This is a genomic window from Magnetococcales bacterium, assembly GCA_015231925.1.
GTDB lineage: Bacteria > Pseudomonadota > Magnetococcia > Magnetococcales > JADGAQ01 > JADGAQ01.
Map to the genome: position 1 here is coordinate 1 of JADGAQ010000090.1, position 16,314 is coordinate 16,314.

A 16,314-nucleotide genomic window follows, 5' to 3' on the forward strand; every position below is an offset into this window, starting at 1 on the left:
TTTTTTTGATACTTAAAAGATAAAATATTGAAAGTCAAAAAATTTAAAATATATTCCCGCTTGACAGCGGGAGTTTTGCAACGCCCTCTCGTAACAAAACAGCTATTCCGCCACACCGGACAACCGCATGTTATCGATCAATCGTGCCTGCCCCACATGGGCTGCGATCAGCATCAGCCCATCCTCCTCGCTCCCCTGCAGGGGAGCGAGATGTTCCACATCGCGCACCGCCACGTAATCGATGCGCTCGATACCCGCATCGTGAAGGATCTCGCGCCCCACCGCCTCCAGGAAAGCCACGTCGCGCACACCGGCCCGCCAGGAAGAGGAGGCGGACTGCAAGGCCCGGTACAATCCGGTGGCCTGATGCCTGGCGCGCGCATCGAGATAGCGGTTGCGACTGGACATGGCCAGTCCGTCCGCCTCCCGCACCGTGGCCACCCCCCGCACCTCCACCGGCATGGAGAGATCCCGCACCATGCGCCGCAGCAGAATGAACTGCTGCCGGTCCTTCAGCCCCAGGAACAGGAGCTGCGGAGCCACCTGATGCAACAAAATGGCCACCACCGTGGCCACCCCCCGGAAATGACCGGGGCGAAACGCCCCGCACAACTCACTGCCCAGGGGTTCCACCTCCACCCGGGTCTGCTGCCCCGAGGGATAGATCTCTTCCACCGAGGGCAGGAAGAGCAGGTCGCAACCGGCGCTTTCCAGCAGGCGGCGATCCGCCTCCTCCTCCCGGGGATAGCGATTGAAATCCTCGCCCGGTCCGAACTGGGTCGGATTGACGAAGATGGAGGCCACCACCAGGTCACAGTTCGCCCTGGCCTGTCGCACCAGGGTCAGATGCCCCTCGTGCAGCGCCCCCATGGTGGGCACGAAGCCGATGCGTTTCCCCGCGCGACGCCGGGGCTCCAAAGCCGCGTCGAGTGCGGCGCGTGTGGCGCATTCCCGCATGATCACTCCTGAAAAGCGTGTTCCGGCCCCGGAAAGAGCCCTTCGCGCACCTCGCGGGCATACTCCTCCACCGCCCGGCGCACCAGAGTCGATCCGTCCAGATACTGTTTGACGAAACGGGGTGTATTCATGCCTTCGAAGAGTCCCAACAGATCGTAAAGCACCAGCACCTGCCCGTCGCAACCGGCGCCGGCGCCGATGCCGATGGTGGGGATGGGGATGCTTTCGGTGATGCGCCGGGCCAGAGGCGCCGGCATGCCCTCCAGAACGATGGCGCAGGCCCCGGCCTCCGCCACGGCGCGGGCATCCGCCAGCACCCGTTCGGCGGCGGTTTCCCCGCGCCCCTGGATCTTGAATCCCCCCATGGCATGCACCGACTGGGGAGTCAGGCCCACATGCCCGATCACCGGCAGACCGTGTTCCACCAGCAGGGCGATGCTGTCGGCCATGCGCACGCCGCCCTCCAGCTTCACCGCCTGGCAGCCGCTCTCCTTGAAGACCCGCACGGCGCTGGCCAGGGCCTCCTGCGGACCCGACTGGAAACTGCCGAAGGGCAGGTCGCAAACCACCAGGGCGCGTTGCGATCCCCGCATCACCGCACGGGTATGGTAGATCATCTCGTCGAGGGTCACCGGCAGGGTGGTCTCCTGCCCCTGGATCACCATACCCAGGGAATCCCCCACCAGCAACAGCTCCACCCCCGCCCGATCCAGCAGCGCGGCGAAGGTGCTGTCGTAGGCCGTCACCGAAACGATGCGCCGCCCCTGGCGCTTGCTCTCCCCGAGGCAGGGCACCGTCAGACGGGACATGACGACCCCGGGAAAACAAAAAAGCTCCCACCGACTCGGGTTGGAGCTTCCGATACTGTTACGGTCCGTAGTGGCATCATGGCATGCGTCCCGGGCACCCGTGAGGCGCTCCAGGCAGGCTCTCCCCGAAAAGATCCGTGAGATCAATCCCTCCGACGGTCGCCGCCACCTTGCGGGCAGTCGACGCCATCTCCCGGAGACGATCTCCAATGCGGAACCGAAGACAACGGCTCCACCCAGCCCAGATCATCGACTGCGGCAAGAAGACTGTCAACGGTTTTGCCGAAGAGGGGATGAATCAGACCGGGGGAAAGGTCGGCCAGGGGGCGCAGCACGAAGCGGCGCAGGTGCAGCCGGGGGTGGGGGACGCTCAGTCCGGGCAGGGACAGAATGCGGTTTCCGAAGAAGAGCAGATCCAGATCGAGGCTGCGCGGTCCCCAGCGCCGCTCGACTTCGCGACGACGCCCCTCCCGACGCTCCACCTGCCAGAGGCGCAACAGCAGGGCCAGGGGCTCCAGGCTGGTGGAGAGTCGCAGCACCGCGTTGACGAAGGGCGGTTGCGCCGCCTCACCCCAGGGCTGGCTGCGATAGAACGGGGAACACTCCAGTCCGCGAACGCCCGCGCTCTCCGCCAGAGCGGCGCAGCCCCGCCGACAGTGGGCCACGGCATCGCCCCGATTGGAACCCAGGCCGATATAGACCTCGGTCCAGGGCACGAGGGCCCCGCCTTCAGACACGCAGTTCGCCCACCCGGATGTGCCACGGTTCGAAGCGCACCCCCAGCATGTTGTCCCGTGGATAGCGCAGGGTCAGATAGCCCTCCTCCCGCAGACGCTGGAAAACCTCGGTGGTGACGAACCGTTCGGTGAAATTGAAGTGGCCGAAATCGGCCTGCCCCACGTCGAAATCCCCCACCCCGTGATAGGAGTAGCCGGGCGGCGCCAGGGAACGGGAAGCCATGGAGAGATTGCCGTTGCTCTGATAGGCCTTGTCGAGAAAGAGCAGAAACTGTTTGACCACGCTGCGAATGCCCGATGTCAGCACCACATTGTCCCCCAGATCCGCGCGGATCTTGAGAAACAGGGAGCGGGGCTCGCCCTGGTACAGGAAATTGCCGCTCTGCGGCACCTTGACCACTTCCTTGGTCGGAATGCGCTCAGTCAGCTTGTTGAAGGGTTTCTGTCCCAGAAATCCGTAATCGGAGGCGGTCGAATAGAAAACCCGCTCCAGAAAGGTGATCTCCTCGGCGCTGAAATCCCCCACGCGCAGGTTGTTGCGGGCTGTCTTCAGGGCTTCGTCGAAACTCATCAGGCTGAAGTTGCCGTGTCCCACCACCAGCTGCAGGCGCTGAAAGCGCTCCACGGTGCTTTTGAGAACCCGGAAATTCTGCTGGTCGAGGAACAGGTCGTTGTGGTGGGGTTTGTCGAAGTTGCGAATTTTTTCCAGATAATCCTGCAGGTAGGCGTCGTCCAGTCCCGAATTCGCCTCGCGACGGGGACTTTTCGTCTTGACGGCGGACAGGGCGGACGATAGCGGCGAGATCGCCAAACCGGCTCCCGCTATCATGGACTTCAGGATCGTGCGCCTCTCCATACCCTCACCCACCCGTATCCCCTCCACGCAAGCATCATGACCGACGCCCGGAGTGACGCAAGGAGAGTGCCAGCCCGCATGAGGGGATTGTACAGGCTGCGCAGCCCCCTCACAACGCCGCGAGCGTCAGGAAAGCGACTCTCGCGAAGCGTCGGGCCATTTTCCGCTTTGACGCCGACGCAAAGCTCACGTACAAACACTGGAAGCATCATCAACGGACGAGATGCCAACCGAATCATGGAACGACGATGCGGAAACACTCCCCTTTCACCACGGCGGGCTCCTTGCCCGGATGGATCGCGGCGCTCATCCTGATGTTCGCCCCCCCGGTCACGACCGCTGCCCCGACGGCCCATGACACCGCCATCGTGACGGAGTGGTGCCGCACCCTGGGCAAAAAATTGAGCAGCGTCAGCGAAAGCGAGTGTCTGGCCCGCCGCCTGATCCCTTCCGGTGGCGTTTCGGTGCGGGGTCTGCCCCTGCCGGTACGGGATTTCCCCCCGGCCGCCGAACGCACACCCCAGGCCCGTGTCCTGGTATTGGGCGGCATCCACGGGGATGAATACTCCTCCGTCAGCATCGTCTTCAAATGGATGCAGGTGCTGGAGCAGTTCCATACCGGGCTTTTCCACTGGCGGGTGCTGCCCCTGGTCAACCCCGACGGGCTGCTGCAGGCCAAATCCCAACGCACCAACCATCGCGGCATCGATCTCAACCGCAACTTTCCCACCAGCAACTGGCAAAAAGAGAGTACGGATTACTGGGTCAGACGCACCGGCAAGGATCCCCGTCGCTATCCGGGCGAAAAGGCCTTGAGCGAACCGGAGGCCCAATGGATCGCCCGGGAGATCGATCAGTTCCGTCCCAACGTCATCGTCGCGGTGCATGCCCCCTTCAATCTGCTCGACTTCGACGGCGGGCCGCCCCTGCCCCCGGAACGGCTGGGCCCCCTCTATCTGTCGCTGCTGGGCACCTATCCGGGTTCGCTGGGCCGTTATGCCGGGTTGGAAAAACGCATTCCCATCATCACCATCGAACTGACCCACGCGGGCATCATGCCGCCGGAGCAGGAGGTGCGCAAAATCTGGACGGATCTGGTGCGCTGGGTGCGGGACAACATCCGGGATCGGGAACCCGGCCCCCTGCTGGCTCGGGAGAGTACCCCGGAACCCTGGCCCCCGGCCCAGAAACCCTATCAACCGCCGCCCCGACCCCAGGTGGCCCCGCGTCCCGTACCCTTCCAGGACATGCTGGACGTGGAAATCTCCCAAAAACCCGAATAAGGCTTGAGCGTGCATGAATCCTGAACTGACCCGTCTGCAGCCCTATCCCTTCGAAAAGCTCTCGGCCCTGCTCAAGCCGCTCTCCCCTCCTGCCGGACTGCCGCCGGTCGATCTGTCGATCGGTGAGCCGCGTCACCCCGTGGCCCCCTTCATCCGGGAAGCCATGAGCCAGGCACTGGACGGCATCTCCCGCTATCCCACCACCCGGGGCGTGGCCTCCCTGCGCCAGGCCTGCGCCGACTGGACCCGCAAACGCTTCGGATTGACCCGGCTCGACGGCGAAACCCAACTGCTGCCGGTCAACGGCACCCGGGAGGCCCTCTTCTCCATCGCCCACGCCGTCATCGAACGCCATCCCCACGGAGAGCCTCCGCTGATCCTGGCCCCGAACCCCTTCTACCAGATCTACGAAGGGGCCGCCATCACCGCAGGCGCCGAACTGCTGCCCCTGGACTGTCTGCCGGAAAACGGCTTTCTGCCCGATATCGCCTCCCTGCCGCCCGCCGTGCTGGACCGGGTGCAACTGCTCTATCTCTGCACCCCCGCCAATCCCACCGGCGCGGTGGAACCCCTGGAACGACTCAAGGAGCTGATCCGGCTGGCGCATCGCCACGATTTCGTCATCGCCAGCGACGAGTGCTATTCCGAAATCTGGTACGAAAATCCGCCTCCGGGTATTCTTCAGGCGGCAAAGGAGATGGGACTGGAGAGCTACGACCGCTGTCTGGCCTTTCACTCCCTCTCCAAACGCTCCAACATGCCCGGAGCCCGCAGCGGTTTCGTGGCCGGGGACGCCGCTCTGCTGGCCCGCTATCTCCAGTTGCGCACCTACACCGGCTGCGCCACGCCGCCGTTCGTGCAAAGCACCGCCATCCTGGCCTGGCAGGACGAAACCCATGTGGAGGAGAATCGCCGCCTCTACCGTCGCAAACTGGCGGATGCCCTGGAGATTCTGCAACCCCGGTTGCCCGTCACCCCGCCCCAGGCCGGTTTCTACCTGTGGCTGGCCGTGCCGCAAGGCGGGGAAGCCTTTGCCCGGCGGCTCTTCGAACGCTACCATGTCACCGTTCTGCCCGGCGGCTACATGGGCCGGCCTTCCGTCGATCCCTCCCGTCCGGGACGCAATCCGGGCGATCCCTTCGTGCGGGTGGCCATGGTCTCCTCCCTGGAGGAGAATCGCGAAGGCATGTATCGCATTGCCCGCTGTGCCGCGGAAATGATCTGAACCACCGTCCCCCTGGAGAAGCCATGAACAACCTGCAACATGTCATCGAAGCCGCCTGGGAAACCCGCCAATCCCTGACGCCGGAGAGCCGGGGCGAGGCCCGCGAGGCCATTCTGGCCACCATCGAAGCCCTGGACGCCGGAACCCTGCGGGTTGCGGAAAAGAGACCGGATCATGCCGAAGCCGTGCGCGGCTGGGTGGTCAACCAGTGGGTGAAAAAGGCGGTGCTGCTCTCCTTCCGCATTCAGGAGAACCGTCCCCTGGGCAGCAACGAGGTGCAATGGTACGACAAGGTGGCCCCCAAGTGCGAAGGCTGGGATGCGGAGCGTTTCCGCCGGGCCGGCTTTCGCATGGTGCCGCCGGCCTTCGCCCGCAAGGGGAGCTTCATCGCCCCCAACGCAGTGCTGATGCCCTGTTTCCTCAACATCGGGGCCTACGTCGATTCCGGCACCATGGTGGACACCTGGGCCACGGTGGGCTCCTGCGCCCAGATCGGCAAGAACGTGCATCTCTCCGGCGGGGCCGGCATCGGCGGGGTGCTGGAACCCCTGCAGGCCAATCCGGTGATCATCGAGGACAACTGCTTCATCGGGGCCCGGGCGGAAGTGGCGGAAGGGGTCATCGTCGGCGAGGGCTCGGTCCTCTCCATGGGGGTCTATCTGGGAGCCTCCACCCGCATCGTGGACCGGGCCAGCGGCGAAATCCACATGGGCTACGTGCCCCCCTACTCGGTGGTGGTCTCCGGCACCATGCCCGGCAAACCCCTGCCGGACGGCTCCCCCGGCCCCGGTCTCTACTGCGCGGTGATCGTCAAGCAGGTGGACGCCAAAACCCGCGCCAAAACCGCCATCAACGACCTGCTGCGGGATTGAGCCCATGATCGTCGATCCGCTCTCCCTGACCCGGGAACTGGTCTCCTTTCCCTCGTTGACCCCCGACAACGGTCCCTGTCAGGAACGGCTGATCGCCCTTCTGGAAACCCTGGGTTTCACCATCCACCGGCTGCCCTTCGAAAACGTGGCCAACTTCTACGCCCGCCTGGGCACGGGCCGCCCCCATCTCTGCTTCGCGGGACACACCGACGTGGTCCCGCCGGGGGTCACCCCCTGGAGCGTGCCCCCCTTCGAAGGCGCGGTGCGCAACGGACTGCTTTACGGACGCGGCGTTTGCGACATGAAGGGCGGCATCGCCGCCTGGGTCGCGGCGGTATCCCGTTTTCTGAGCCAGCGCAACCGCTTTGCCCAACAGGGCAGCCTCTCCTTTCTCATCACCGGGGACGAGGAGGGGGAAGCGGTCAACGGCACCGCACGGGTGCTGGACTGGATGCGGGAGAAGAACGAAATCCCCGACTTCTGTCTGGTGGGCGAGCCCACCAATACGGTTCGGGTGGGCGACTGCATCAAGAACGGCCGCCGGGGCTCCTTCAGCGGCACTCTGACCATCCAGGGCACCCAGGGCCATATCGCCTATCCCGCCCGGGTGGACAACCCCATCCATCGCGCCATGCCCCTGCTGGCCAAAATCACCGCCCTGCAACTCGACGAAGGCACCGAAGCCTTCGAACCCAGCAGTCTGCAATTCTACGCCATCCAGGCGGGCAACCCCCGGGTCAACAACGTGGTGCCGGGACTGCTGGAGGCGGGATTCAACATCCGCTTCAACATCCTCCACACCCCCGAAACCCTGACGCAACGCATCCAGTCGCTGCTGGACGAGGGTCGCCAGACGGGCCTGCGGGCCACGCTCACCACCCGGATCAGCGGACTGCCCTTCCAGTGCGCCGAGGGCCCGTTGCTGCACACCCTGAGCCGGGCGATCCGGGAGGTGACGGATATCACCCCCATCCCCTCCACCAGCGGCGGAACCTCCGATGCCCGCTTCATCGCCCAGGTCTGTCCCCAGACCCTCGATTTCGGTCTGCTGGGCACCACCATCCACCGCACCGACGAACACTGTCCGGTGGCGGATCTGGCCATTCTGACCGAGATCTATCAGCGGTTGCTGTCAAGGCTCTTCCCGGAAGGTTGAAAGCTCGCCACGGGGGCCCGGGAGGGATGATCCCCCCGGACCCCGTCCTGCCCTGAAACAAACCGCAATCAGCCTTCCATGATGCGCAGACGCTCCACCGGCTGGCCATTCAGCAGGTGCCGCTCCACGATTTCGGAAACATCCCCGGCCTGCACCCGGCCATACCAGACCCCCTCCGGATAGACCACCACCGTGGGCCCCTGGTCGCACGGTCCCATGCAGAAGGTGCCGGTCACCTGCATCTGACCGAACAGACCGCGCTTTTCCATTTCACCGGCAAAGGCCATCAATACCCCTTCGGCGCCCGCGCTCTGGCAGGATCCCTTGGGATGCCCCTCGGGGCGACGGTTCATGCAGACAAAGACATGTTGCTTCGGCTTCACAGCGTATCCTCCTGATATGTAACCATTCATGGCAGCGATTGCCACAGTGGAAGGCCTGAATTGTGGCCAGGGCGGACCCGCATGTCAACTTGGAGGTGTAAATTTTCTCTCCCGATCGGGCCCGATCGCCCCTCTCTTCACGATGCGGATGAAGGCCTTGCAGAACATTAGGATATCATGATATGGTGCCTCTCGCGTTTCGGAGATGACGAGATCACACGCTCGGGCGATCCGGTTCGCCACATCGCCGGGCCGTTGTTGCGGAAAACATCGTTCCGGGGTACTCCAGCCCCATGTCAAGCACGTACTTTCAGGAGTTGAACCATGCCGAGTTTCGAACTGAGTGGACGGACCTACGAGACGGACGAAGACGGATATCTGGTGAACCTCGGGGACTGGAGCGAGGAAGTCGCGCAGTATCTCGCCAAGGAAGAGGGCGTCGACATGTCCGAATCCCATTGGGAAGTGGTCACCTTCCTGCGTGAATACTACGACGAATACAAGATCGCCCCCATGATCCGCATCCTGACCAAGGCCATCGGCAAAAAGCTCGGCAAGGAAAAGGGCAATACCAAGTACCTGTACGACCTCTATCCGGGCGGGCCCGCCAAGCAGGCCTGCAAGATCGCCGGTCTGCCCAAGCCGACCGGTTGCGTGTAAGATCATTTTCGGGATGGCGGACCGGCACCGTCCGGTCCGCCCATCACCGGGTTTCGCGACGCCGGAGTACCCCTTCCATCGCCCGCGATGGTTGCCTCTCCGGGTGACACCGGGTCGCGGATGTGACCGGCTGGTGCGGAACGGAATCCGCTCCAAGGGTGGGGTGTGCCTTGCACCCGCCCGATTCCCTCCTTCGCCCAGCTCCCCTCTTCCCGTTGCGCTCCGCGTGAGGTTGGCCGGATGTTGATGCTCATTGCCTACATCGCCCTCGTCACCTTCGTCGTCGGCTTCGGCTGGCGCCTCTGGACCTACTGGCTGGCCCCGGCCCCCCTGAAGATCCCCACGACCCCCGCTCCGGTGTCCAAATCGGGCGTGGCCTGGCGGCTCTTCACCGAAGTGGCCTTCTTCAACAGCCTGTTCAAAGGCAACAAATGGACCTGGGTCGGCGGCTACGCCTTCCACGCGGCCCTGCTGCTGGTGGCGTTGCGCCATCTGCGCTATTTCGTGCCGGTGCCCGAAGTCTTCAGCCATATGCAGATTTTCGGCATTCTGGCAGGCCTGATCATGGTCGGCGCCCTGGGTTTCCTGCTGGTGCGCCGCTGGTATGTGCCCCGCACGCGCCACATCTCCTCCCTGGCCGACTACGGCATGTTGCTGCTGCTGCTGGCCATCGGCGGCAGCGGCCTGCTCATGACCTTCTGCGTGCGTCCGGATATCGTCTCCATCAAGGAGGCCATGACCGGCTGGATCACCTTCCAGGGCTTCAAGACCCCGGAAGATGCCCTGTTCGTGCTGCACTTCCTGCTGGTGCTGCTGCTGTTGGCCATTTTCCCCTTCAGCAAGCTGATGCACCTGGGCGGCATCTTCTTCAGCCCCACCCGCAACCAGGTGGACAACCCCCGGGAAGAGAGACACGTCAACCCCTGGGCCGGGAACTGATCCGCCTCCGGGCTGTTTGACTCACCCTGCGACACCGCACCACCGCATGATCGAGGAGTTTGGCCGTGGCCGACTACACGACTCCGCCCGTTTTGGACGATATCGAGATCCCCGCCCTGCAACCCGGCTCCATGGCGGGGATGAAACCCTATCCCGCCGCCGAAAAACACATGACGCCCATGGGCTTCCCCCCGGCGCGTGTGGAAAACTGGCAGGAGAAGGGTGTCGAAAAGATGGGAGAGATGCTGAAGAAGTATCGCTCCCTGCAGGTCTTCATGGATATCTGCGTCAAGTGCGGCTCCTGCACCGACAAGTGCCACTACTACATCGGCACCGGCGACCCCAACAACATGCCGGTGCAGCGCGCCGAACTGATGCGCAAGGTCTATCGCCGCTACTTCACCCCCGCCGGCAAGATACTGCCGGGCGTGGTCAAGGCCGAGGAGTTCGACGAAAAGGTGCTGCAGGAGTGGGTCACCTACTTCCATCAGTGTTCCCAGTGCCGCCGCTGTTCCGTCTTCTGCCCCTACGGCATCGATACCGCCGAAGTCACCATGGCGGCGCGGGAGATCATGGATTCCATCGGAGTGGGGCATAAATACTCCACCGAGATCATCGGCAAGGTGCATACCCTGGGCAACAACCTGGGCATTCCCGCTCCGGCGCTGAAAAGCACCCTGCAGTTCCTGGAGGACGACATCCTCGACAACACCGGCCACGAGGTACGTCTGCCCCTGGACGAGCCCGGCGCCGAAGTCATGCTGGTGCCGCCCTCCGCCGACTTCTTCAGCGAGCCCCATATCCAGTCCCTCATCGGCTACGCCAAGGTCTTCCATCAGGCGGGCATCAGCTTCACCATCAGTTCGTTCGCCTCCGAAGCGGCCAACTTCGGCATGTTCATCGGCAGCTACGACCACAAGCGCAAGATCGCCAAACGCATCGCCGACAAGGCCCGCGAACTGAAGGTCAAACGCATCGTGGTCGGCGAGTGCGGACATGCCTGGCGGGTGGCCTACAGCTTTTGGAACACCCTGAACGGCCCCTTCGACTTCCTCGACCCCCGTTATCCGGCGCCGCAGCACATCTGCGAATTCACCCACGACCTGCTGCAACGCGGCGCCCTCACCCTCGACAAAGAGGCCAACGATCCTTACGTGGTCACCTTCCACGACTCCTGCAACGTGGCCCGCGCCTCCCGCATGGGGCCCAACCCCGGCGGCCAGTTCGAGATTCCCCGTGAACTGATCAAGGCCTCCTGCAACCGCTTCGTGGAGATGGATGAAGAGACCATCCGCGAAAAGACCTTCTGCTGCGGCGGTGGTGGCGGCTTACTCACCGACGAGTTGATGGATCTGCGCATCAAGGGGGTGCTGCCCCGGGTCACGGCCCTGAAGCAGGTGATGAAAAAGGATGGCGTCAACTTCCTGGCACTTATCTGCGCCATCTGCAAGGCCCAGTTCACCAAAGTGCTGCCCATGTACAAGATCCCCATGGAAACCGTGGGAGGCGTGCATCAACTGGTGAGCAACGCCATCGTTCTGGGAGCCAAGAAAGGCATCGTCTGATCGTGTCCGATATGCGTGTCAGTGGGCGTCTGCCGGAGCAGATGCGCGACGTGGTGATGCAACGGGGTTTCATGCCCCACGCGGAAGGCTCCTGCCTGATCGCTTTCGGGGAAACCCGGGTGATCTGCACCGCCTCCGTGGAAGAGGGGCAGCCCCGCTGGCTGCGCGGGGAGGATCGGGGCTGGATCAGCGCCGAATACGGCATGTTGCCCCGCGCCACCCACGAGCGCACCTCCCGGGAGGCCGCCCAGGGCAAACAGGGCGGACGCACCCTGGAGATTCAACGCCTCATCGGGCGCTCCCTGCGTTCGGTGGTGGATATGCAGGCCCTGGGCAAACGCACGGTATGGATCGACTGCGACGTGATCCAGGCCGATGGGGGCACCCGCACCGCCGCCATCACCGGGGGCTTCGTGGCCCTGGCCGAGGCCTGCGGTCGTCTGGTGGAGAAGGGTTTGCTGACCGCCTCCCCTATCCGCGATTGCGTGGCCGCCATCAGTTGCGGCCTGCTGGAGGGCGTGCCGCTGCTGGATCTGGAGTATGCCGAGGATTCGATCTGCGAAACGGACATGAACTTCGTCATGACCGGCGCCGGTCGTTTCGTGGAGATCCAGGGCACCGCCGAGCGGCATCCCTTCTCCCGTGCGGAGTTCGAAGCCCTGGCCGTCCTGGGTGAGCAGGGCATTGCCCAACTGATCGCCCAGCAACGGACGATTCTGGGTGAGCTGGCCCCCTGACCGGCTGAGTAACGATTCAAGCCCCTGCACCGTGCAACGTGATCGTGTCAACGGCATAAGGAAAAGTCCCAGGGGTGCCCCCTGGACCCCAGGGGGTGGGACGTCAACGGCATGAGGAAAAGTCCCAGGGCGCTGCCCTGGACCCGTCGGGGGGGATAATCCCCCCCGAACCCCCGTATTAGCGCAACGTGATTGTGGCAACGGCAAAAGGAAGAGTCCCAGGGGTGCCCCCTGGACCCCAGGGAGTTGGACGTCAACGGCATGAGGAAAAGTCCCAGGGCGCTGCCCTGGACCCGTCGGGGGGGATAATCCCCCCCGAACCCCCGTATTTCTGAACAGGTACTGAATCAAAAGCAAAAGGAAAAGTCCCAGGGCGCTGCCCTGGACCCGTCGGGGGGGATAATCCCCCCCGAACCCCCGTATACCTGATATCGTTACCCGGCTGAAAGCCTGACCCGCTTTGCAGACAATTATAACACCTATTTCTTTGTATTTTCATATCCCCTTCTGCCGTCGCAAGTGCCCCTATTGCGACTTTCACTCCCTGGCCAGCCCCCGTCCGCCCACAAAAGAATATGTCGAGGCGCTGATTCGGGATTTGTACCGCTGGCAAGTGCGCACCGCATCGCGGCCTGTCACCTCGATTTTCTTCGGTGGCGGCACCCCCTCCCTGCTGGAACCCGAGTTGGTCTCCCATCTGTTGGAGAGCGTTCGCGCTTTGTGGCGGGTGCAGCAGACCTGTGAAATCACTCTGGAGGCCAACCCCGACTCGGTCAGCGCAGAAGCGTTGCATGGCTGGCGGGCGGCGGGCATCAACCGGTTGAGTCTGGGGGTTCAGGCTTTGAACGAGGCCCGGCTGCGGCAACTGGGGCGACTGCACGATGCGCACAAGGCGGAGGAGGCCATTGTCGCCGCCAGGGAAGCGGGATTCGACAACCTCAACCTCGATGTCATGCTGGCCACCCCCGGACAGCGTCTCGACTCCTGGAAAAAGGAGTTGCGTCGCCTGCTGGCCTGGCGACCGGAGCATCTGTCGGCTTATGTGATGTCGGTGGAAGAGGGCACGCCGTGGCATGCGCAATGGCAGCGGGGTCAGCGGGTCATGCCGGGGGAGAGGCAGCAGTTGCGATTGATGCAGGCTTTATGGGAGATGCTGGACGAAGCGGGTTATATCCACTACGAGATCTCCAACTGGGCCAGGCCGGGGCGTTGCTGTCGCCACAATCTGTTGATCTGGGAGTTCGGGGATTATCTGGGGATTGGCAGCGGGGCGCACGGCAAGGTGACGCTGGCGGATGGTCGGGTGGTCCGCAGTGAGGGGGTGCGGGAGGTGAGCCGATATCTGGAGGGGACGGGACCGGGCTGGACGGAAGAGGTGGTGGCGCCGGAGGTGTTGGCTCAGGAGTGTCTGTTGATGGGATTGCGTACCCGTCGGGGGCTGCGGCGTTCTCTTTACGGGGCCTTGGGGGGAGTGGATCGGTTGAAGGTGGCGCAGGAGATGGAGGAGGCGGGGTTGTTGCGCATCCGTCCGACGCGCTGGCAGTTGACCCGGCAGGGGATTCTGGTTGCCGATTCCGTTATGACTATGCTGTTACAATCTTTTGACTTTTAATATTTAATCTTTTAAGTATCAAAAAAAGAAAATGTTCTATCCTTTGACTTTTCCGTTATTTTTTATTGTAAAAAAACAGACAAAGTCAACGAATAGAACATTTTCTTTTTTTGATACTTAAAAGATTAAATATTAAAAGGCAACACCGGAATCTCCCCCAACACCTCCACCTGCCCATAACGACAAATCGCCGCCCGGTTGTCAACATCCGGATCGCCATTCAAGATCACACCCGCCACCTCCACCCCCCGCCGCCGCAACGCCTCCAGGCTCAACAGGGTGTGGTTGATGGTGCCCAACGCCGTGCGGGCCACCAAGGCCACCGGCAGCCCCAGATGTCGCATCAGATCGACCATGAAATCGTGGTCGTTGAGCGGCACCAGCACCCCTCCCGCCCCTTCCACCACCAAAGGCCGCACACTCTGCGGCAGTACGAAATCACTCAGCCGAATGGTGATCCCCTCCCGCGCCGCCGCTTCGTGGGGCGAACGGGGCAAGTTCAGGCGATAGCGTTCCGGGTGAATGCGCTCCCCTGCCACTCCCGCCAGCCTGGCCACCCGCTCCCCATCCCCTTCCCCATCCTCAAGGCCACACTGCACCGGCTTCCAGTAATCCCCGTCCAGCTCCCTCACCAACCAGGCAGCGGCCACACTCTTGCCGACGCCGGTATCGGTACCCGTGACGAAACAACCGGAAGCAAGCCGCTCCATCTCAGCGCGGTGCCAGCCGGATCATCAACTTGGCCTCCCGCAAGCGGTTGCCCAAGACCTCCAGATCGTGACGCACCTTCTCCAACTCGCCGAAAGCCGCCTTCAAGGCCTCCTGCTCCTGCTCCAGGGCATGCTGCAGATTGGCCACCTCCTCCCGCTGCCCCTTGGCCAGATCATCCACGCTGCGCTTGGCCTCCAGATAGGCCTGACGCTCCTTTTCCGTGGAAACATCCGGATACTCCAGGGAGTGGGCCTGGGCCTGACGATAGCGATCCCGGGTCTGTTTCATGGGGGTTTCCAGCACATCCAGGGTGTGCCGGGCATCGGACAGCCGCTTCTCCAGTCCGGTGGAGGAGAGCTTCAACTTCTCGGTGCGCACCCCCTGAACCTGATAAACCTCCTCCATGGAGGTAAGCTGGGCCTGCAGCTCATGAACCAGCGTCGTCGGCTGCACCGTCCCCGCCCAGGAGGATCCGGAGAGAAAAAGCGTCAACAAAACGCCACCCAAAACGCGAACCATGGCTCATTTCCTTGCATCGAAGAAGACGGACGCCCCGCAGAGGGACCATTTGCCGATTCCGCAGCAAATGCTATACCATATCGACAAACTGAAACGATCCATCCAGCCTTGCCACGAGGCCGCCATGACTCCGGAACCCGCCGACGCCTCCCCACCCCCCTACGAAGAGGGTTTTCTCCTCGCGCTGCTGATTCTGGCCTCCGGCTCCCTGATCTGGCTGTTCCGTCCCTTTCTGCCCGGACTCTTTCTGGGGGCGCTGCTCGCTTCCGCCACCTACCCTCTCTACGAACGCCTCTGCCGCTGGCTGCCGCATCGTCCCCAGCACGCCGCCCTGCTGATGACCCTCGGCGTTCTGGCCATGGTCATCTCCCCGTTGAGCTATCTGGTGATGACCGCCGGCCTGTGGGCCGCCTGGGCCGTCGGCCAGTTCAAGGGCTGGATCGGCGCCCTGGGGGATGCCAACCATCTAATCACCCTGGGACACAAGGTTCTGGCCGTGTTGCCCCTGCCCCGTGAAGCGCAGAACCGCCTGCTGGAAACCCTCGGCCAGCATCGCAACGCCCTCGGGGAACACGGCGCCCAATGGCTGCTCTCCCTTTTTACCAGCATCACCGACAACGGCATCGCCCTGCTCGCCTCCCTGGCCCTGATGGCCCTGTCGCTTTTTTTCTTCTACCGCGACGGACCGGCCATCCTGCAGCGCATCAAGGTACTGACCCCCCTGCCGAACGAATACGACACCCTGATTTTCGACCGTTTCAGCGCCTTGGCCACGGTTCTGGTCCTCAGCACCACCGGCATCGCCCTGCTGCAAGGCACCGCCCTGGCCCTGGCCGCCGCCTTCCTCGACCTGCCCTGGTTCTTTCTGGGGGTGGCGGTGGCGGTCTCTTCCTTCGTTCCCGTGGTGGGCGCCTTCCTGGTCTGGGGCCCCACCGCCCTCTACCTGGCCCTCAACGGTCATCCCCTGGCCGCCCTCTTCATCGCCGTCTGGGGCGCGGTGGTCATCGGCTTCACCATCGACAACATCCTGCGCCCTCTCCTCATCCAGTGGCTCTGCCGCCTGCTGCCCAACGCCGGCGGCGACCTGGCCGTCCTCGAACACACCCTGCTCACCATGCTCTCCACCTTCGGCGGCGTCCTCGCCTTCGGCATCACCGGCCTCTTCTTCGGCCCCATGATCGCCGCCATGGCCATCTCCGTCTTCGACCTCTACGAATTGCGGCATGGACATCTGTTGGACCGCTCCTGACTGGACTTTCCGCTCCCGACAGTCCATATTTGACATAATCAGGA

17 protein-coding genes are annotated in these 16,314 nt (G+C 63.3%); 10 read left to right on the forward strand and 7 right to left on the reverse strand.

Features of this window, described 5'->3' with window-relative positions; translation table 11 throughout:
* Positions 1-102 precede the first annotated feature (102 nt).
* The 4 genes from HQL56_11055 to HQL56_11070 form a co-directional block, all read right to left on the reverse strand.
* Positions 103-957: a pantoate--beta-alanine ligase gene (locus HQL56_11055; protein MBF0310053.1), complete on the reverse strand. Its 855-nt coding sequence runs from the start codon at positions 955-957 to the stop codon at positions 103-105.
* A 2-nt stretch (positions 958-959) separates the two neighbouring features.
* Entirely contained in the window at positions 960-1,766 is an 807-nt protein-coding gene (gene panB, locus HQL56_11060) for a 3-methyl-2-oxobutanoate hydroxymethyltransferase (protein MBF0310054.1), read from the reverse strand.
* A gap of 143 nt (positions 1,767-1,909) precedes the next feature.
* Positions 1,910-2,461, reverse strand: a complete 552-nt coding sequence (gene folK, locus HQL56_11065) for a 2-amino-4-hydroxy-6-hydroxymethyldihydropteridine diphosphokinase (protein ID MBF0310055.1) — start codon at positions 2,459-2,461, stop codon at positions 1,910-1,912.
* A gap of 34 nt (positions 2,462-2,495) precedes the next feature.
* Entirely contained in the window at positions 2,496-3,359 is an 864-nt protein-coding gene (locus HQL56_11070) for a D-alanyl-D-alanine carboxypeptidase family protein (GenBank protein ID MBF0310056.1), read from the reverse strand.
* Between the two features lie 314 nt (positions 3,360-3,673).
* On the opposite strand from HQL56_11070, the gene HQL56_11075 reads away from it, so the two are divergent.
* Genes HQL56_11075 through dapE form a run of 4 tightly spaced genes read left to right on the forward strand, consistent with a single transcriptional unit; the run spans position 3,674 to position 7,895 of the window.
* Complete coding sequence (locus HQL56_11075; GenBank protein MBF0310057.1) at positions 3,674-4,642, forward strand: succinylglutamate desuccinylase/aspartoacylase family protein; 969 nt, start codon at positions 3,674-3,676, stop codon at positions 4,640-4,642.
* A 13-nt stretch (positions 4,643-4,655) separates the two neighbouring features.
* The gene (locus tag HQL56_11080; protein MBF0310058.1) at positions 4,656-5,867 is read left to right on the forward strand and encodes a succinyldiaminopimelate transaminase; all 1,212 of its coding nucleotides are present in this window, start codon (positions 4,656-4,658) and stop codon (positions 5,865-5,867) included.
* Between the two features lie 23 nt (positions 5,868-5,890).
* Positions 5,891-6,739 (forward strand): 2,3,4,5-tetrahydropyridine-2,6-dicarboxylate N-succinyltransferase, encoded by an 849-nt coding sequence (gene dapD, locus HQL56_11085; protein MBF0310059.1) that lies wholly within the window; start codon positions 5,891-5,893, stop codon positions 6,737-6,739.
* Positions 6,740-6,743: 4 nt separating this feature from the next.
* Positions 6,744-7,895 (forward strand): succinyl-diaminopimelate desuccinylase, encoded by a 1,152-nt coding sequence (dapE, locus tag HQL56_11090; protein MBF0310060.1) that lies wholly within the window; start codon positions 6,744-6,746, stop codon positions 7,893-7,895.
* 68 nt (positions 7,896-7,963) lie between these two features.
* On the opposite strand, the gene HQL56_11095 is transcribed toward dapE, so the two are convergent.
* On the reverse strand, positions 7,964-8,308 hold the full coding sequence (locus tag HQL56_11095) for a (2Fe-2S) ferredoxin domain-containing protein (protein MBF0310061.1): 345 nt from the start codon (positions 8,306-8,308) through the stop codon (positions 7,964-7,966).
* 294 nt (positions 8,309-8,602) lie between these two features.
* On the opposite strand from HQL56_11095, the gene HQL56_11100 reads away from it, so the two are divergent.
* From HQL56_11100 to hemW, 5 genes are all read left to right on the forward strand, one after another.
* Positions 8,603-8,938, forward strand: a complete 336-nt coding sequence (locus HQL56_11100) for a TusE/DsrC/DsvC family sulfur relay protein (protein MBF0310062.1) — start codon at positions 8,603-8,605, stop codon at positions 8,936-8,938.
* Positions 8,939-9,178: 240 nt separating this feature from the next.
* Entirely contained in the window at positions 9,179-9,877 is a 699-nt protein-coding gene (locus tag HQL56_11105) for a respiratory nitrate reductase subunit gamma (GenBank protein ID MBF0310063.1), read from the forward strand.
* Positions 9,878-10,008: 131 nt separating this feature from the next.
* Positions 10,009-11,442, forward strand: coding sequence for a (Fe-S)-binding protein (locus HQL56_11110; GenBank protein MBF0310064.1), 1,434 nt, complete (start codon positions 10,009-10,011; stop codon positions 11,440-11,442).
* A gap of 11 nt (positions 11,443-11,453) precedes the next feature.
* Positions 11,454-12,179 (forward strand): ribonuclease PH, encoded by a 726-nt coding sequence (gene rph / locus HQL56_11115; GenBank protein MBF0310065.1) that lies wholly within the window; start codon positions 11,454-11,456, stop codon positions 12,177-12,179.
* 487 nt (positions 12,180-12,666) lie between these two features.
* A complete protein-coding gene (gene hemW, locus HQL56_11120; GenBank protein MBF0310066.1) occupies positions 12,667-13,791 on the forward strand; it encodes a radical SAM family heme chaperone HemW in 1,125 nt (374 codons plus the stop codon).
* 125 nt (positions 13,792-13,916) lie between these two features.
* Here hemW and bioD read toward each other — a convergent pair whose 3' ends face one another.
* Positions 13,917-14,501 (reverse strand): dethiobiotin synthase, encoded by a 585-nt coding sequence (bioD, locus tag HQL56_11125; GenBank protein ID MBF0310067.1) that lies wholly within the window; start codon positions 14,499-14,501, stop codon positions 13,917-13,919.
* Position 14,502: 1 nt separating this feature from the next.
* A complete protein-coding gene (locus tag HQL56_11130; protein ID MBF0310068.1) occupies positions 14,503-15,021 on the reverse strand; it encodes a hypothetical protein in 519 nt (172 codons plus the stop codon).
* A gap of 124 nt (positions 15,022-15,145) precedes the next feature.
* On the opposite strand from HQL56_11130, the gene HQL56_11135 reads away from it, so the two are divergent.
* A complete protein-coding gene (locus tag HQL56_11135; protein MBF0310069.1) occupies positions 15,146-16,270 on the forward strand; it encodes an AI-2E family transporter in 1,125 nt (374 codons plus the stop codon).
* The last annotated feature ends 44 nt before the right edge of the window (positions 16,271-16,314 follow it).